This is a genomic window from Halalkalibacter okhensis (assembly GCF_000787375.1).
Taxonomy (GTDB): domain Bacteria; phylum Bacillota; class Bacilli; order Bacillales; family Bacillaceae_D; genus Halalkalibacter; species Halalkalibacter okhensis.
This window is the reverse complement of sequence record NZ_JRJU01000007.1, coordinates 49,381-67,974: the sequence shown is the minus strand read 5'-3', so window position 1 is coordinate 67,974 and position 18,594 is coordinate 49,381. Positions and strand designations below refer to the sequence as shown.

The following is an 18,594-nucleotide window of genomic DNA, read 5'->3' as shown; positions in this document are numbered from 1 at the left end:
GAAGGAGCTACTAATCTTTTGAGAGCCTTGAGAGGGAATTGGGCTTCCCCTCTCAAGGCGAGTAGCAAACGAAGTCATGGCTCCCTCTCGTTCATGAATTTGAGACAGACCATATGCAACTTAATTATGCAGAATTACGTTTTAATTTCTTTACCTTTAAGGCTTTGATCTTGGAAATGTTTAAGACAAAATTATCATCGGTTACAATGCAGTCTTCACCGTTGATGTTGAGCCGGTACATATCCTTTCTAACATCTGACTTAGTAGTGAAATTAACTTGCTGTCCGCTATGGAACTCAACGGATACTTGAAATTTTTTCATACTAATCAGCTCCTTAAAGATAGTATAACACGTTTCCATAAAAATCTATAATTCCTCAAATCTTCAAAATGGACTTTTTCATGCCTGCATCATACCCTCTTTCTTGGGTAGAGCTTTTAACAATGCTTTTGAAAAAAAGAAAAAGACATGTTTTATTGAGGGCACGTAAAAGGGAGTGAATCCCTCCTGTGGCTTCGTTTTTAAAAACGTGTCTTTTTAAAAATATACAGTCTTAGAGTATTATATGGGGGAGGTGGCTTTAATATTATTATTTATATTATTTTTTATTGTTACGGTACTTTTGTCACCTTAATATGGCTAGAAAAAGTATAATAGTTGTTGAAAACGCTTGCAAAATCCTTCCTTTTCATTATAATAAGGGGTACAAGGTCTTTTGACGTAAATGAAATCTCCAAAGAAAAGAAAAAGGGGAGTGAAGCATTGATGGTAACTATAAAAGAATTAAGAGAAGAGTTTGAAAGTAAATTAAATAGGCAGCTTACAACGGAAGAAATAAACGTACTTAATGTAATGATTGATTCACAATATCACAGAAGGAATGAAGCTTTTGCTTAATTTGATCAATCTATTCCTCCTGGTTCGTGCTTTTTTTTCTATACATCATACCCTAATCACCTAAACCACTTCGATTACTAGAACTTCTCTGAAATATTATTTTCCCTACATTTAAAGGAATATCTCTATTATGTTATATTACCAGCAATCCCAGACATTGAATAAGTCTCTTTTAGCAAATTGAGGAAGCAGTAATCTCCACTTAGCGAACCTGCTACGAGAAACTCACTGATAGCAAGCTTAAAACAAAGGAACATTTTCCTCATAGCGTAAAGGTCACTGAAAAAGGAAGAACTTTACCTTTTTAGTGACCTTACTCTAATGCTAGAGAGATAATATTTATAGCCAATAATCCATTTCTGTAACAGTGTCGCTATACTGCTTTCTTATTGATAACTCTTCTAGTTTCATTTCTTCATAAGCTTGTTCTTCAGATTCGGAAGATCCATATTGAATTACATAATCACCATTTCTTAAGGTGGCTGTAATTTTCCAATGTACCATTAAGATTCCCCCCTGGTAAGTAATGTCACAAAATTATATTCTGTAGCATTGCCTTTTATTAAAAGGAAAATAACTTAATAATACAAATAAGGCAAAATTAAGTCCGGCTTTTAAACCCATCTAATCGAAAAGGGCTATACGTATCAATATAATGGGCCATGATCGCTCCAGCACCTGGAAACTGCCTTCTAAATTCTCGACAAGCATTAACTCTATAATCATTTAAATGGGTGATGATAGGGTCATATTTGACAAGTACTTCTGACATAACGGATAAGGAAAGAAATGGTTCATTTGTTTGTTCGTCAATTCCTGAGTCTTTAATGCGAACGTCAGTAATTTTAATGGTGTTGCTACAATATTTTTCTATGATATTCTTGCGTTTAGTAAGAAACTCATAACGTTCGTTAGCTGGAGCATATATGTAAAGATTAGCTTCACAATATGCTTTTCCTCTATACAAGAAATTCCCCCCTTTGTTTATCTGAAGCTACTAAAAAGATGTAATCATTATTCTAGTAGACGCTTTTTATTATTAAATATTTATTTTAGCAAATTAAATGAATACTACCAATCACATATAAAACTTTATTGTAGCAAATAAAGGGCAATGTTTCTTCGTTTTTCGGAACAGAGCAAGCCATTTTTAAATAAAATGGAAGAAAGCACTTCCTTAAACATTTGATTTTGAAATTAAATAAAGGGGGTCATGATAATGATGAGTAAGAATTATCAATTTGAAACGAAGGTGATCCACTCGGGGCAGCGTTCAAAAGAACATGTTGATAGCTTAACAACACCAATTTATCAGACGTCCACATTTACGTTTCCTTCCATGATGAGTGGGGCGAAGCGCTTTGCGGGACAAGAAGATGGCTATATTTATTCTAGACTTTCTAATCCAACCATCTCAGTCCTTGAAGAGCGTGTAGCGCAATTAGAAGAGGGAGAAGCAGCTCTAGCATTTGCGTCTGGTATGGCAGCGGTATCATCAGCATTAATTGGAATCACCAAAGCAAATGATCATATCCTTTGCTCAAAAGGTGTATACGGTTGTACATTTGGCTTACTACAGTTACTAAAAGAAAAGTATAACATAAATGCTACGTTCTCCGACTTAGCAACTGTTGAAGAAATAACTAATAGTATTCAAAAAAATACGACTTGCATCTATGTTGAGACCCCAATTAATCCAACGATGAGAGTTGTTGACTTGGAATTAGTAGCTTCAATTGCGAAGAAAAAAGGAATTAAAGTTATTGTTGATAATACATTTTCTACACCTTATTTACAGAAGCCTTTACAATTAGGGTGTGACCTGGTTATTCATAGCGCAACAAAATATATTGGGGGACATGGAGACGTAATATCTGGTGTAATGGTTGGGGATGAGGAGCTAATCAATGATATAAAACGAACAACACAAAAGGATATCGGTGGCGTTTTGTCCCCATTTGATGCTTGGTTGTTATTACGTGGCTTGAAAACACTCGCTGTTCGAATGGATCGGCACTGTGATAATGCAAAAAAAATAGCTGCAAACTTGAAAACACATCCAAAAATAAAAGCCGTGTACTATCCAGGAGACGATGAGCATCCTGATTCAGATATTATAAAGAAGCAAATGAAAAAAGGAGGCGGTCTTCTTTCTTTTGAAATAAAAGGGACATATGAAGATGCTGTTCAAGTAGTGGATCGCCTGCAACTTATTCCAATTGCAGTTAGTCTCGGAGATGCTGAAACATTAATCCAACATCCTGCATCAATGACACATGCCGTTGTTCCGCTAGAAAAAAGGGTCCAAATGGGAATTTCAAATGAACTTCTTCGTTTATCTGTAGGGCTGGAAGCGTGGGAAGATATATGGCAAGATTTAAAACAGGCATTGGAGACTCGATAATAAGATTCCTATAGGGTCATTTGATCTTATAGGAATCTTTTTTACGTGCAATAGGACTGTTGTCATTAGTTGTTGGAATTTTTTTCTTTTTCATCTCGTTCTTCAATAATATCTTCAATAATACGTGAGTGAACCGTTGCCCATGAACGTTCTCGGAAATGAATACTAACACTAATTGTCACAGCGATTAAATAAATAAAGACAAACAGTAACCAAAGGTATCCATCATCATTTTTGAAAAATTCTTGTACCTGATTCCCAAATATAAAGAGGACCCAAGGGATAGCGGTTACTAATATAGGTATTAATCCAGAACCACTTTTTTCTTTTAAAATCCAATAATGTATATTTCCTAGGGTTCTTGTTTCAATCGTTTGATAGAAATGTCGGATTTCTTTTAATTCTTGTAGTTCTTTCGATTCCTCAGGTCTAAACCCTTTTCGATTGTTCTTTTTTATTTTTAAATAAAATTTGTGCGCATCTCCGCGAAAAGAAAGCATAAACCCCTCCACTTAACAATAGACTTCACCTCCTTAGCCTTGACAGCTAACAAGCAAGATAAACAGAAGTATTTAATTGCAGTTCATGCTCAGTTCATAAAAGGTTGGTACGATAAGTAAGAAGTAGTTTTTAAAGAACATGCATACTCTCAAATTTTGTAAGATGTTCATAAAATAGTTCACATTCAGTTCATTTATTAATGATAGAATGTTATTTGGATCATAATAAACTAGTCAATTACAATAAGGCTGATTCTTAGGACCTAAGGATTGCCGAATGAAAATAATTGGAGGGCAAGTGAATGGTACGTAAGAGAAATTATAGTGCGATATTAATGTTGATTCTTCTAGTCATGTTAGCGGGGTGTAGTTCGGATATAACGGACAATAGTGTCACTGCTGATGAAGAACAAGAACCCGTTCATCCAGTAGAAATAGCAGAGATAACAAGCGGCACTCTTTCTAGTGATTTAGTTCTATCAGGACATGTGATGGCAGGTTCACATATGGCTGTCTTGCCAATGTTAACAGGAGAAATTAAAGCAGTACATGTCAAAAATGGTGATACAGTACAGCGTGGGGATACCCTTTTTGAATTAGATGCAACAGATGCAGATTTAAACATTGCTCAAGCTCGTGCTGGATTAGAAGCAGCGCAAGCAAGTCTAACTAGTGCAAAGAACATGAGAGATCAAAGTGTAAAACAGGCAGAAATGCAGTTGGAACAAGCAAAAAACACGCAAAAAATGATTTCAAATGCTGAAAGTTCTTCAGATGTTGACCTTTCAGAAGTACCAGAAGAGCTTCAAGGAGTATTTGGTAGTTTACTAGGTGGAAATATGCCGACTGAACAAGATAAACAACAAGCTCAAGCTGCTGTAAAACAAGCTGAGATCGCAGTTGAACAAGCAAAGTCAACAGACCAAATTAAAGCAGCTGAAGCTTCTGTTAAGCAAGCTGAAATTTCAGTCGATATGGCCCAGCAACAAAAAACACATGCTGTTATAAAAGCGCCAATGTCTGGACAAGTTACTGGGTTAGACACAAATGTAGGAGAAATGGCTTCGCCTCAAGCTCCGCTTTTACAAATAGTACAAATGGACTCGCCAGTCGTAGAAGTGAATGTCAATGAGTCTCAATTAGTTAATTTAAGCGAAGGGCAAGATGTGGTCGTTCATATTCGGTCGTTCAACCAAACGTATGAAGGGAAGATTACCTATATAAGCTTGCTTCCTGCTGAGCAATCTCGTTCATATCCTGTTGAGATTGAACTTACAAATCCAGACGATAACTTACGAGTAGGAATGCTTGCAGAAGTGTCAATTGAAACGGGTGGAGATCATGAACAAATTGTTGCTCCGGTAAATGCTGTCATTGAACAGAACAATGAGACATTTGTATATGTGACGACAGATGGGACAAGTGTAGAAAGTCGCGACGTTACAATCAATGGTGAAACAGCAGAGTGGTTTGGAATTGAAAGTGGCTTACAAGAAGGAGAATACGTTATTGTAAGAGGAAGTCATCAATTATATGATGGTGCCTTAATTAATATTCGAAACGATATTAATCCATCGTTTGGTAATCAGCAAGATGATGAAATAGAACAAGAAGATGAAGTTGCAGATGAAAAAAATGAAACTTCAAATGAAGATATGAATGAAGAGGAAACGAACGAAAATGCGGAAGGATCTTCTACTAAAGGAGATTAAAACGGGGGTACTTTAGTTGAAACTGATTAATGAATCTGTCAAACGACCGGTTGGCGTAATTATCATTGCTCTAGTGATGATGATATTAGGAGGAGTTTCATTATCTGGATTAAAAGTAGATTTAATGCCAGATATGGACTTGCCAATTGCTGTTGTTATGACACCGTATAACGGTGCTGCCCCTCAAGAAGTTGAAAACTTAGTAACTAGACCTCTTGAGGGGGCACTTAGTGCTACTGAAGGATTAGACACGATGCAGTCCATTTCTGCTCAAAATCAATCGGTCATTCTGTTAATGTATGATTTTAATACAGATTTAGATACCGTCATGTTAGACCTGAGGGAAAGGATAGATATGGTAAGACAAGGGCTGCCAGAAGGTGCTAGTGACCCAAGTGTCATGCGTTTTGATCCGAATCAAATGCCAATTATGCAAATTGGGATATCAGGTGAAATGGATTTAACGAGACTGACGCATGTAGCTGAAGATAGCATTATCCCTCGCCTTGAACGGATACCTGGTGTCGGTCAAGTTGAATTAACAGGTGCTCAAGAAAGAGAAATTATTGTTGAACCTGATGTAAGAATGCTACAAAATTATGGGGTAACATTAACTCAGCTTTCGCAAATTATTGGTGGGGAAAGCATGAGTGCACCGGCTGGCGAAGTGGAGCGAGGGGGACAAGATGTTCCACTACGTATCGTGGGGGATTTTCGCTCAACGGCAGATATCGAAGACATCAACATTCCTCTTCAATCAGGAGGAACAATAAAACTATCTGAGGTTGCAGACGTAAATGATACGTTTCGTGAGATGTCTTCATTAGCTTATGTTAATGGGGAACCGACTTTGAGTCTTGATATCGTAAAACAAGGGGATGCGAACACAGTTGATGTTTCAGATGCTGTTTCAAGTCAATTAGAGACGTTGGAATCCGAGTTAACACAGGATGTTTCATTAACAAAAATCATGGATTCCGCTGAGTTTATTAAGGACTCTATTCAAAGTGTTGTGATGAATTTGATTCTTGGTGGAGCTATGGCGGTCTTAGTGCTTCTTGTTTTCTTAAGAAGTTTTAGAAGTACATTAATTATTGGTTTGTCTATTCCAATTGCTGTTATATCAGCATTTACATTGTTATACTTTGCTGGTCAAACAATCAATATTATTACTCTTGGTGGACTAGCTTTAGGTGTTGGCTTATTAGTAGATAGCTCGATCGTTATATTGGAAAACATCTATAAGTATCGTGAGAGAGGGTATAGCCGTATTGAGGCAGCAAAAAAAGGAGCATCGGAAGTATCTTCTGCTGTTATTGCTTCGACATTAACTAGCTTAGTTGTTTTTGTTCCTATTGTTTTTACTGGTGGAATTGCTGCAGAGCTCTTTATGCCGTTAGCACTTACGGTTGGTTTTACTCTACTAGCTTCATTGGTTGTTGCATTAACAATTGTACCAATGTTGTCAGGGCTATTATTGCCGAAGATATCGGTTGAAGAAGATCCAAAAGGATTACGTAAGGTAAGCGCAAGTATTGGTCGCTTCTTTGATGGGGTCGATAACCTATACAAGAAAATGTTGAAATGGTCGATCAGACGAAAGAAGACGATTGTGTTTGGGACACTTATCTTACTCATTGCTAGTTTGGGTGGTGTAAGGTTTGTAGGAGTGGAATTAATTCCAGCCTTTGATCAAGGAGAGATAACAGCTAGTTTTGAAATGCCTACAGGAACTTCGTTAGAAGAAACGAGAGAATCCTTAGTTGAACTTGAGGACTATTTATTAGATACAGGAGTAACTGAAGTCATTTATTCCTCTGTTGGTGGCGGGGGAATGATGGGTATGGGTGGTGGAGGTGGAAATAGTGGAGACCTCTACATCCGTCTTGTCCCAGCTAACGAACGAAGCGAAACGACAAATGATGTAATAAAGGGATTAAGTGATTTTTCCGAAAATCTCCCTGATATCGACCTTAGTGTCATGGCCTTTGAAAGTGATGGTATGGGTGGAAACCCTATTGAAATTGAAGTACGCGGTGATGATTTTGATACGTTAAGACTTCTTGCAGACGATATTCAAGAAATCATCAACAATGTTCCTGGGACAACCAACGTGACTCATTCGATGGGAGATGCACGACCTGAAGTACAAATACATGTTGATCGTGACGTTGCCTCGCAATACGGTTTGTCCTATGCGGATGTGATGCAAACGGTGAGAAACAGTGTGACCGGAGTTGTATCAACACAGATGCGGACAGAAGGACAAGAGATCGATATTTCGGTTATCTTACCAGTGGAATATAGGGAGAATTATAATCAAATTCAAAACCTTCCTATCCTTACTCCAACAGGTGATATGATCTCCTTATCAGATGTAGCTGAATTTGTTCAAGCTGAGGGTCCAACTGTGATTAATCGCCAAGACCAAGCACGTGGAGTCTCAATAACCGGCGATATCATGGATAGAGATTTGGGAACTGTTATGGCAGAAATTGAAGCAGAGCTTAATCAATACATCTTCCCTGAAGGGTATGATTACCAAACAGGTGGAGATTATGAAATGATGCTTGATGCCTTTATTGATTTAACTCTAGCACTAGCACTTGCTATTTTTCTCGTCTATGCAGTAATGGCATTCCAATTTGAAAAAGTATTGTATCCGTTTATCGTTATGTTCAGTCTTCCTGCTACTTTCATCGGTATCATACTTGGGTTCGTCTTAACAGGCAGACCTCTTAGTGCACCTGCATTTATTGGGATCATTATGCTTGCGGGGATTGTTGTAAATAATGCAATTGTATTAGTTGATTACATTAATAAGTTAAGAGAACGTGGGCTTGAAAGGGAAGAAGCCATATTAGAAGCTGGTCCAACTAGATTACGTCCTATTCTAATGACGATGCTTACAACGGTCCTAGCCATGGTACCTCTTGCAATAGGTATAGGAGAAGGGGCTGAACTTCAAGCGCCGATGGCGACGGTGATCGTGTTTGGATTATCTTTCTCTACTTTTATCACATTAGTTCTTGTACCAGTAATGTATATTTACACGGACAACTTTACGAATTGGTGGAAAAGATTATTTAAACGGAAGAAGCACCGTGAGATGGAATTAGATGGGGAATAAGTATTGTTCATAAAAAGAAGGCTGTTTGAGAAATCATTTTCTCAAACAGCCTTCTTGTGCTAGTTGTTATAAGTTATTTCTTTGTCTCATTTTTATTGTTCTCGGGATGATTTTTATCAAACCATAGTAACTCCTTGTCATTCACATCCCCGTTATAATTAATTAAGATTTCGTCTCCAGCTTTGATATCTGTGTAAGCATAGTAGTCAAATGTATGATTTTCAAAATTAATATCATATGTTGCATTAGGAGTATAGGAATGATTAAAAAGCATGCCGTATCCTAATACAATTGCTCCATGGTTGATTCCATATTCGTATACGTAATCAGCTAGAACGGTATGGTCAATTAAAATATCCTGTTCATTTGGGTAAGGCAGAACAGGAGCAGTATGAATAAGCTGCCCTTTTTTAATATCTATAGTAGCAAAAACACCTCGGTTAAATTCGCCATCACTTAGATCTGATTTCTTTACTTCGATCATATTGTCACCTACAAGTTATTATTTTTTTACGCTATTAATCATTCTTGCAGATTTAATGATATTTTACAAATAATACTCTTATTTTCTCCAAGAAAAGGATCGTAATTAAAAAGTTATATTTTCCACAATGCGAAAATTAGTGTTAAAATGGAGAGTATGCACAAGACAATTTATGCTTAGTAGAATACATAAAGGAAGGTAATTTATGTCAGAACAAAATTTAACAAGGTTACATATAGCAGGGAAAGAGTTAATTTTGATTGGTACGGCTCATGTATCAAAGCAAAGTGCGGAACAAGTAAAAGATGTGATTGAATTAGAAAAACCTGATACCGTCTGTGTGGAGCTTGATGAACAAAGATATCAGTCAATAAAAGATGCAAATAAATGGAAAAACATGGATATTTTTAAAGTGCTTAAAGAAAAGAAAGCAACGTTGTTACTAATGAATCTTATAATAGGGTCATTTCAGAAGAGAATGGCGAAACAATTCGGTATAAAGCCTGGTCAAGAGATGATTCAAGGAATCGAATCTGCTGAAGAGGTCGGGGCAAACCTCGTTCTTGCTGATCGTAACATTCAAATTACTTTTGCACGAATATGGCAAGGTGTTGGATTGTGGGGAAGAGCAAAACTAATGATGGAAATTATATATAGTGTCTTTAGCAAAGATGAGATTTCTGAAGAGGAAATGGAAAAGATGAAATCAAAAGATATGCTAAATTCGATGCTACATGAATTTACAATCGCTTTTCCGAAATTAAAGAAACCTCTAATTGATGAACGGGACCAATATTTAGCTCAAAAGATTAAAGAAGCACCAGGAGATAAAATTGTGGCTGTATTAGGTGCTGCGCATGTTCCTGGTATTAAAGAAGAAATCAAAAGAGATCATGACTTAGATGCTTTATCCAAGAGACCGCCTAAGTCCGTTACCCCTAAATTAATTGCATGGTTTATTCCCTTGCTAATACTTGGGATTATAGGTTATACGTTTTATGCCAACCCAGCTGTTGGTGTTAATTTAACGATGAGTTGGGTGCTTTGGAATGGCTTTTTCGCCGCAATTGGTGCAGCTATTGCTTTTGGGCATCCATTAACGGTGATTACCGCATTTATTGTGGCCCCACTGACTTCTTTGTATCCACTCCTTGCAGCTGGGTGGTTTGCTGGTTTTGTGGAAGCCTATATACGTAAACCAAAAGTAGGAGATTTCGAAAATCTATCAGACGATGTATTTACAGTTAAAGGGTTTTGGAGCAACTCTGTAACTCGAATTTTGCTTGTGGTTGTCTTGGCAAATTTAGGTAGCACATTAGGTTCGATTGTTGGTGGTGCCGATGTTGTTCGTATGTTTATACAAAATATATTAGGTTCATAGGACGGACACCGTGTTTTTAGTTCGATTCTGCAACCAAATCAGCAATAGGAAACGCTCAGAGTGTGAAAACTCTGAGCGTTGCTTTATGTCTTTTTAATAAGCTGAGCCACTCGGTTTATTAAACTATCGACTGTGGACAACTGGTATGCTTAGGTTTTTTGGCGGATCCTGATTCCGCTATGCTACTGAAAAGTCTTGCTTTGAATGGATTTTTGGATCCTCATTCCGTTATTTTACCTTGCTGACCTTAATATTCAATGGCTTTAAGACTTTAGCGGAACCAGGATCCACCTCACTCCTGTAAGAAGCGTTTTTATCCTTATTAACGGAATGAGGATCCTCCTTGCATGTCTCGTTTTTTAGATAAAAATACAATAAATCTGATAAATTAAGCATTTAGTTAGGAGAACCTGCTTGTTTTATTACATTTTTGTTACAAACTCCTGACCATTGTCGTAATTTCTTGTTTTGAATCGAATTTTTGAGATAATCATAGTATAATAAAGACTTGTAAGAAAATAGATTCGTAAAAGGGAGGATTCTATTATGATGGAATGGGCGTTAGCCATACTGTTTGGTGCAGCCATTTTGTTGCTCATTTTGTCGTTTTCTAAAACTAAGCAATCTCAAAAAGCCGCAAAACAAGAATTGGAACAGTTTTCTATTTCGATCATGGAAGAAGTGTATCAGTTACAGAAGAAAATGCGTGAATTTGAGTTGGATGCTGAAATCTCTGAAAATGAAAAAGGGAAACAATCTGTTTCTCCCAAACAAAGAATTTTGATGCGTGAAGTATTAGACTTACATAAGCGCGGCTATTCAATGGAAGGGATTGCTACAGAGACAGAATTAACTGAAAATGAAGTAAGACTTTTGCTTACTCCTTATTTAGAGGATGAAAGGAGAAAAGTAGCTAATGACAGCTAACTCACTACGGAGCTTTGCCGGAGGGCTACTTATTGCAGCAAGCGTTTGTGGTGCCGTTTATTTTTTCGGGACAAGTGATGCAGCCCAGACACAAGCAGAAGAGAAGATATCTATAGATGAAATGCAGAGCTCATTGGCAGCTCAAGGGTATTTTGTTTACACAGAAGAAGAGTGGCATGAACAACTTGACCATGTAAGAGCTGAAGCTTATGATGAAGCGGAAGCAAATATGGCAGTTGAACAAGGGAATGAAGAAACAGCAGAGACAAATGAATCGGTAGAGTATCGCACGAAGTTGATTTTAACCGTCTCATCTGGGATGACAAGTATTGATGTAGGCGATGCACTCGTACGTGCAGACATTATCGAAAGCTCTATGGCATTCTATAATGAAGTAGAAAATCGTGGGCTTGCTAATGCATTACGTCCTGGTACGTTTGAAATTGATAGTGAAATGTCATTAGATCAAGTAATCTCAACGATTTTTAAATAATGTTTCTTTGGAGATACCAAGCTTAGGCTAGGTATCTCTTTTTTCGTCTTTTCTATTACCTAGAAAAACGAAAACATTGTCGATTGCTAGCTGGAAGAATATGATATAATTTCTAGTAAGAAAATCACTGTAAAGAAGAACTACAAGAGAAAACGAATCTGACAGATAGGCTTCTTACAAAAGTGGTTCTTTCATAAGTAGATAGAAAAAGGGGTTGTAGGTAGTGGAGAAAACAAAAGATAACAGTCTGAATGTTTCGTTATTAATGGGAGAGTTAAAACAAGATAATCAAAAAATGCAAGGGGTCATGAAGAAAATCCAAGATATTTCTACTAAATCAAATATTTTGGCACTTAATTCAGGTATTGAAGCTGCCCGAGCTGGAGAAGCAGGGAGAGGCTTTGCTGTGGTTGCAACTGAAATTAAAAAGTTTGCAGAAGAAAGTTTAAACGCAAGCAAGGAAAGCGAAACCCTTATAAAAAGTATTCAAAACAAAGCAAATGAAATTATCGCTGTTCGAACGGTCGATATGGCATTTGACACAATTGATAAGATTGATCGTAATTTATTTGAACGAAACTGTGATGTTCAAGCATGGGCAACATTTGATGCAATAAAAGATTGTCTTGTTAATCCAACAGTAGAATCTAAAAGAACGGCGCAAGCGTTTATGAATAATATCTATAAAATATATGAAGTATACTTTGACCTTTTCGTCTTGGATCTATCAGGCAATATTATTGTAGCTTCTCAAAATCAAGATCAAGTCGGAAGAAACATGGCCGATCGTGAATGGTTTAAAGAGACCGTAGAAAAAAATACTGTATATGTAACAGATATGTATCATTCTTCGGTTGTAGGTGGGTATACGATGGGGTATTCTAGCCCGGTCCATAATGATGCAGGTGAAGTTATTGGAGTATTTACAACAAGATTTAATTGGGAGTTCATATACGATATTATAGACAAAGTAAAAATGGATGAAAAAAGTCAGCTTTATGTGGTTAACCAGGAGGGTTATATCATCGCTTCTAAAGATAGAACAGGGATATTGAAAACGAAATTGACTCATTTGAAGGCAGTTAATACGGTCTTATCGGGGAAAGAAACTCGCGGTTACATTACTGAAAATAATCAGATCTATGCGTATTGCTTAACAGAAGGCTACAATGCTTATAAAGGCAAAGGTTGGTCTGTTATCGTTGCAGAGTCAATTGTTTAATTCCTTAACCAGGAGGATACTTTGAAGCTAGTTCTTAATGGTAGCAAATGGGTTTTGAAACGATTAGACTAATGTTAGATTAACTTATATGTAGGGGGTACTAATGAAAAAAAAGTTTCAGATTATGGTCGTTGCGGCTATAAGTATTTTAATAAGCGGATGTTCTTCAGATCAACCAGATCCTGAAGCAGCAGTAAAAGCGTATACTTATGCTTGGGAAAATCAGCAGTATAATGAGTTAACTGACTTTCTCTCATTAGCTTCTCAAGAAGAAGTGTCAAATGGGAGTGTGTCGTTTGCTGAAAAATACGCCGAAATTCATGAGCAAATGGACGTTTCTCGTATTCAGGTGAATTATGAAACAACAGACATTAATGAAGAAGAGATGGATTGGGATGAGGTAAGCGACCTTACTTATCCAGTTACAGTCGAAATAGAGACCTTAGCTGGTGCAATTACATATGATTCTGAAGTCCAAGTGGTAAGAGAGATACAAACAAATGAAGAAGGTGAAGAGATAGATGATTGGTTTGTAAATTGGAAACCGGATCATCTCTTTGAAAGCTTTCAATCAATTGATGATAAAATTGTCTATCAAATAGTAACACCAGAAAATCGTGGACAGATTTATGATCGGAATGGAGAGCCACTTGCAATTAACGGTCAATTTCATCGCATTGGTTTTCAGTATGAAAAAATAAAGGACTTAGAGACAGAGGCAAAACAACTTGCTACTATTCTTGGTCTTGAACCGGATGAAGTAGCAGAGCTCGCCGTAGTGTATAGAGATTCTAACCCAGATTGGCTCGCGCCGGTAATGGATGTTCCTTTAAATGATGGACGTATTGAAGAAATTGCTGAAGCTACTATACCAGGTGTTGTTATGGAGAGAAGGCCTGGACGTGAATACCGATATGCCCATTTAACGGCACATTTGATTGGTGACCTTCGAGAAGTAAATGCAGAAGACCTAGAACGGGAGGATTGGCCAGGTTATGGAGCTGGAAAGTATATTGGTCGGTTAGGTTTAGAAACAGCTTATGAAGAGCAACTCCGTGGTGAAGTAGGTTTTGAAGTTCGCGTTGAAGATGCAAGCGGCGAGACGCGGGATGTACTAATGAAAACAGAACCACAAGACGGGGAAGATTTAACTTTAACGATTGATGTGAATATCCAACAAAAATTATATGATTCAATAGGGGATGAGGCTGCTTCTGGTGTTGTTATGGATCCGGTCAAAGGAGAAGTATTGGCCCTTGTCAGTCGACCCGTGTTTAACCCTAATGAAGTGTATTTGGGTACAAAGTCTCCAGAACGAACAGCTTGGATTGAAGACGAACGGAACGTGAACCTAATTCGTTTCAACCGCACGTTTTCTCCTGGTTCTGTTTTTAAACCGCTCACGGCTGCAATTGGATTGGAAGAAGGCGTGCTTGATCCAAATGAAGTAGTACACATCGATGGGGAACAATGGAGAGCCGATAGCAGTTGGGGAAATTATCGCGTTACTCGGGTGAATCCAGGAGTTTCAGATGTGAATTTAGAAACAGCGATGAAGTATTCGGATAATATTTATTTTGCTCAGAAATCTTTAGAAATTGGTGCGGAACGAATGTTGGACTGGGCTGAAACATTTGGATTTTCAGAGGAGTTTTCATTTGAGTATCCATTACATGATTCACAAGTTGCAAATGGAGGACTTGATAATGAAATTCTGTTAGCTGACACAGGCTACGGACAAGGAGAAGTCCAAATGAATCCTGTTCATTTAAGTAGTCTTTATACTATGTTTGTGAATGAGGGGACAATCGTTCAGCCAATTCTTTTTATGGATAGTGACTCTAGACCATGGAAAGAACATGTTATTGAAGCAAGTACAGCAGAGACGATCTTTGATACATTGCTTGCAGTCGTGAATGAGCCAAATGGGACAGCGTACAGAGAAAATAGTGGACATTCTCGTATGTTAGCTGGAAAAACAGGAACAGCGGAAATCAAAGATGCCCAAGGTACGGAAGGAGACGAGATCGGATGGTATACAAGTGTAGATGCGACCCATCAGGATCTCCTTGTTACCTTAATGGTTGAGGGCCTTGGAAGTAGTACGGTTGTTGATATGGCCAATAGATTTTGGGCAGAAATGGAAGAATAAAGAGGAAGATTGGTCTACAATATTCATTTACACAGGAAGATAAAATCTTTCTGTGTATTTTCTTTTGCAATTTATAGGCTGATTTGTTTTCTGAAATTATAGGTCTAAGTACTTGTCACTTCCCATACTCTTGTATGGAGGAGGAGGGTAATATGGCAATAACACGTTGTGCCGATTGCGGATCTATGGATCAAGTGAGAACAAATGGGAAAGAGTGTCCCTATTGTGAGCGGTTGCTATGTGTGTCTTGTATTAATAAGCAAAGAAAGGTATTTTCGTGGAATGGCTGTACAAAATGCTGTATGGACTACCGGCCATTGGTTCATAAGTAATGGCGCCATGAGGGCGCCTGAACAGTGGTTAGTATTTCAATAATCGATTTAATTTTTGATTCAAAGCAAGTATGGAACCAATAATAATGCTGCTGAATATAGACGTCAATAAGGCACTCCCTATTCCCATCCAAATAATAGTTAACAGTCTGTCCTTATACATAGGATCATTCCTTTATGAAATAGTCAATGTTTATACTTTCCATAGTAGGGAGTATTTATAATAAAGGAGAGGAGGACTTTTTGATCATTTTTAGAATAAAAAGCAGTCCCGTTTTAAAGTGGGAACTGCTTTTTATCGTTTAAGTAGGGAGACATAGGTATAAAGATAGATGATATTTACAATTAGTAAATCATACAAAAGCTTACGTAATGGAAAGTTTATCTTTAAATAAAATGCGTAGAACTAGTAAACAAAAGTAAAACCAGGCAATAGAAATCGTTCCAGCTGCGAGAATATCAGAAGGGAAATGAGCGCCAGTTATAATTCGGCTTAACGCTACCAAGATTATCATGGAAATGAAAAGGATGGTAACCGATGCTTTTGCAAAAGAGTTTCTTATGATCCTAATACAGAAATAGCTTAAAAATGAAAAGAATATCACACTTCGCATGGTATGACCACTAGGAAAGCTATAGGAAGCAATTTCTAACGAGTAGCCAAATACCTCAATGACACTCATTTCACCTGGTCTTTCGCGTTGAAACAGAATCTTTAGTATAAAGTTTAATGCAATCCCTCCAAACATCAATGTAAACAAAAAAATGGCATATCCCCACATTTTTCTAATGAATAATAGAAATCCAATGGCAACAGTTAAAATCAACATGACCTCACCAGAACCAAATTTCGTGATTCCTGTCATGATTGCAAGGAAAAGAGGAGAGATTCCATCTGTTAAAGCTGAAATGATCGTCTGATCAAAATTTACCAACTGGTTAAAGGAGGACAGAACTGAAATTAGAATAAATAACAATAAACAACCTGTTGCAATAAAAAAGGGGTGTTTCTTTCGTTCAATCATAAGTTGTCACTCTTTCTATATTGTCTAATAAGCTTCTATTGTATCATCACAAATTGTTGGCTGAAAGATCAAAGATGTTGAAGAAAGTTAGAATTTTTCAAGTTGATAGCAGATGTAAAGAATAAAATACTACCTAATTCTATTCTTTATTTCGTAATTATTACGATTTGTTATTGACAGCCCTTGATAGGCTGAAGTAAATTTAATTAGGAATAATAATCATTACGATTTGAGTGTTGCTATTAGTGAGGTTGATTTTGTCATTCAAACGAATCTTGAAAGATAGTAACACGAAAAGGGAGTGGAGACGTGTTAAGTAAGCAATCCGTATTTTATGTTGTTTTTGTTATTTTATTAGTTATTGCTGTGGGATGTAGTAATCCAGAAGAGACAACTAGTTCTCAAGAGGAAAGTGAAATAGCAGGAGATAAGTCAGTAACGTTATTGTTTAGTTTCGCTTCAACAACGATAGACCCTCACCAAGACTGGATGGGTGTACGTGCAGGAATTGCAGAAACATTAGTGAAAGTTGACGATCATTTAGAAATTAAGCCATGGTTAGCTGAATCTTGGGAACAAATCGATGAGAGAACTTGGACATTTAAGATTAGAGATGGAGTGACCTTCCATGATGGTACTGCTGTGGATGGTGAAGCTGTAAAAGCATCCTTTGAACGAGTGATGGAAGTCAATGAAGCACTCGCGTCCAATTTGAACATTGAGTCAATAGAAGCAACTGGACAAGAGGTTACATTTACTACGACAGAACCATATCCAGCGTTTCTTTCTGAATTGGTACATACAAATGCTTCAATTATTAAGGTTGATGCAGAAAATATAGGTGAACAACCAATCGCAACAGGACCATTTCAAGTAGTTGATTTTACTTCTGAAGCAGAAATAAATCTAGAAAGATACGATGACTATTGGGACGGGGCAGCAAATTTAGAGGAAGTAACAGTCAAGTTTAACTCGGATGGAAATGTACGAGCTCTTGCTCTTCAATCGGGCGAAGCCGACATTGCTTATCATTTGCCTCCTGAGGCACTCGATCCAATTGAGGCAAGTGACAACCTTCTCGTTGAGTCGGTTTCAAGCTTACGTGTTCATTTCATTCTTTATAATGCAGCAAAACCTGCCCTTAAAGACGTCAATGTTCGAAAAGCACTTGATCTATTAGTGAACCGTCCTGTTGCGGTGAATGAAATCATGAATGGCCATGCCACAGCCGCAAATGGACCGTTCAATCCTGACTTTGCATTTGCAAGTGAAGGTGAGCCAGAAAGCTATGATCCAGCACAAGCAGAATGGTTACTGAAAGAGGCAGGATATGAAAAAAATGATAATGGCAAATTAGAAAAAGACGGAGAGACACTAACATTAACATTGGCAACGTTCCAAGGAAGACCTGAATTGCCGTTAATGGCGCAATACTTGCAGGCAGAAGCAGCGAGTATTGGGATAGAGATAAATATTGTAACAGTTGAAAATATTGATAGTTATTTATGGGATCAACAAGATGAATGGGATTTAGTGACGTATTCTAATTTAACAGCTCCAAGAGGCGACGGTGGATATTTCTTTAATGTTGCTTATTTGCCAGAAGGATCTTTGAATCCGGGGCAAATCAATATTCCTAAGTTAAATGAACTTACAAAACAGCTAAATGTAACAGCTGACCTAGATGAACGAATTGCTTTGCAAAAGCAAGCTGTCGAAATCATTCAGGAAGAAGTTCCACAATCATTCATTTTATATCCTCACATTATTGTAGGAGTAAATGAGCGTGTTAAAAACTGGAGCCCAGGTGCTGAGGAGTATTACCTAATTACTAATACAATGGATGTAGAATAACAAGAATTGAAAGCTAAAAAGGATCTCTCAAAGAGATAACAACCTTTTTATATATTACAAATAAAGGACACTGAAAAAGG

The 18,594-nt window shown here is 37.3% G+C and carries 17 protein-coding genes; 11 read left to right on the top strand and 6 right to left on the bottom strand.

Annotated elements, in window-relative coordinates; all coding sequences use genetic code 11:
• Window positions 1-124: 124 nt before the first annotated feature.
• Window positions 125-322, bottom strand: coding sequence for a hypothetical protein (locus tag LQ50_RS07225; RefSeq protein ID WP_034627625.1), 198 nt, complete (start codon window positions 320-322; stop codon window positions 125-127).
• A 339-nt stretch (window positions 323-661) separates the two neighbouring features.
• Between LQ50_RS07225 and LQ50_RS25180 the strand changes: the two genes are divergently transcribed.
• Window positions 662-898 (top strand): hypothetical protein, encoded by a 237-nt coding sequence (locus tag LQ50_RS25180; RefSeq protein ID WP_152608174.1) that lies wholly within the window; start codon window positions 662-664, stop codon window positions 896-898.
• Window positions 899-1,237: 339 nt separating this feature from the next.
• Here the strand turns inward: LQ50_RS25180 and LQ50_RS25350 are convergent, their stop codons facing one another.
• Window positions 1,238-1,402 carry a hypothetical protein gene (locus LQ50_RS25350; protein WP_161784661.1) on the bottom strand — a complete coding sequence of 55 codons (165 nt, stop codon included), beginning with the start codon at window positions 1,400-1,402 and terminating at the stop codon, window positions 1,238-1,240.
• Between the two features lie 97 nt (window positions 1,403-1,499).
• Window positions 1,500-1,865: a hypothetical protein gene (locus tag LQ50_RS07220; protein ID WP_034627621.1), complete on the bottom strand. Its 366-nt coding sequence runs from the start codon at window positions 1,863-1,865 to the stop codon at window positions 1,500-1,502.
• 252 nt (window positions 1,866-2,117) lie between these two features.
• On the opposite strand from LQ50_RS07220, the gene megL reads away from it, so the two are divergent.
• A complete protein-coding gene (gene megL, locus LQ50_RS07215) occupies window positions 2,118-3,302 on the top strand; it encodes a methionine gamma-lyase (RefSeq protein WP_034627617.1) in 1,185 nt (394 codons plus the stop codon).
• Window positions 3,303-3,367: 65 nt separating this feature from the next.
• Here megL and LQ50_RS07210 read toward each other — a convergent pair whose 3' ends face one another.
• Window positions 3,368-3,802 (bottom strand): hypothetical protein, encoded by a 435-nt coding sequence (locus LQ50_RS07210; RefSeq protein WP_034627615.1) that lies wholly within the window; start codon window positions 3,800-3,802, stop codon window positions 3,368-3,370.
• A gap of 302 nt (window positions 3,803-4,104) precedes the next feature.
• On the opposite strand from LQ50_RS07210, the gene LQ50_RS07205 reads away from it, so the two are divergent.
• A complete protein-coding gene (locus LQ50_RS07205) occupies window positions 4,105-5,514 on the top strand; it encodes an efflux RND transporter periplasmic adaptor subunit (RefSeq protein ID WP_034627612.1) in 1,410 nt (469 codons plus the stop codon).
• Between the two features lie 16 nt (window positions 5,515-5,530).
• The gene (locus LQ50_RS07200; RefSeq protein WP_034627608.1) at window positions 5,531-8,644 is read left to right on the top strand and encodes an efflux RND transporter permease subunit; all 3,114 of its coding nucleotides are present in this window, start codon (window positions 5,531-5,533) and stop codon (window positions 8,642-8,644) included.
• Between the two features lie 73 nt (window positions 8,645-8,717).
• On the opposite strand, the gene LQ50_RS07195 is transcribed toward LQ50_RS07200, so the two are convergent.
• A complete protein-coding gene (locus LQ50_RS07195) occupies window positions 8,718-9,128 on the bottom strand; it encodes an SET domain-containing protein (protein WP_034627606.1) in 411 nt (136 codons plus the stop codon).
• Window positions 9,129-9,333: 205 nt separating this feature from the next.
• Here LQ50_RS07195 and LQ50_RS07190 point away from each other — a divergent pair, with 205 nt between their 5' ends.
• From LQ50_RS07190 to LQ50_RS25175, 6 genes are all read left to right on the top strand, one after another.
• A complete protein-coding gene (locus LQ50_RS07190; RefSeq protein WP_034627604.1) occupies window positions 9,334-10,509 on the top strand; it encodes a TraB/GumN family protein in 1,176 nt (391 codons plus the stop codon).
• 546 nt (window positions 10,510-11,055) lie between these two features.
• Complete coding sequence (locus LQ50_RS07185; protein ID WP_237563664.1) at window positions 11,056-11,436, top strand: hypothetical protein; 381 nt, start codon at window positions 11,056-11,058, stop codon at window positions 11,434-11,436.
• A complete protein-coding gene (locus LQ50_RS07180) occupies window positions 11,426-11,929 on the top strand; it encodes a hypothetical protein (protein WP_034627602.1) in 504 nt (167 codons plus the stop codon). Before LQ50_RS07185 ends, LQ50_RS07180 begins: the two co-directional genes overlap by 11 nt.
• 223 nt (window positions 11,930-12,152) lie before the next feature.
• Window positions 12,153-13,151, top strand: coding sequence for a methyl-accepting chemotaxis protein (locus tag LQ50_RS07175; protein WP_034627600.1), 999 nt, complete (start codon window positions 12,153-12,155; stop codon window positions 13,149-13,151).
• A gap of 103 nt (window positions 13,152-13,254) precedes the next feature.
• Complete coding sequence (locus tag LQ50_RS07170) at window positions 13,255-15,303, top strand: penicillin-binding transpeptidase domain-containing protein (protein ID WP_034627598.1); 2,049 nt, start codon at window positions 13,255-13,257, stop codon at window positions 15,301-15,303.
• Between the two features lie 152 nt (window positions 15,304-15,455).
• Window positions 15,456-15,635 (top strand): hypothetical protein, encoded by a 180-nt coding sequence (locus tag LQ50_RS25175; RefSeq protein WP_152608173.1) that lies wholly within the window; start codon window positions 15,456-15,458, stop codon window positions 15,633-15,635.
• Between the two features lie 365 nt (window positions 15,636-16,000).
• On the opposite strand, the gene LQ50_RS24265 is transcribed toward LQ50_RS25175, so the two are convergent.
• Window positions 16,001-16,660 carry a phosphatase PAP2 family protein gene (locus LQ50_RS24265; protein WP_052144631.1) on the bottom strand — a complete coding sequence of 220 codons (660 nt, stop codon included), beginning with the start codon at window positions 16,658-16,660 and terminating at the stop codon, window positions 16,001-16,003.
• A 309-nt stretch (window positions 16,661-16,969) separates the two neighbouring features.
• Between LQ50_RS24265 and nikA the strand changes: the two genes are divergently transcribed.
• The gene (gene nikA / locus LQ50_RS07160) at window positions 16,970-18,514 is read left to right on the top strand and encodes a nickel ABC transporter substrate-binding protein (protein ID WP_034627597.1); all 1,545 of its coding nucleotides are present in this window, start codon (window positions 16,970-16,972) and stop codon (window positions 18,512-18,514) included.
• Window positions 18,515-18,594: the final 80 nt, after the last annotated feature.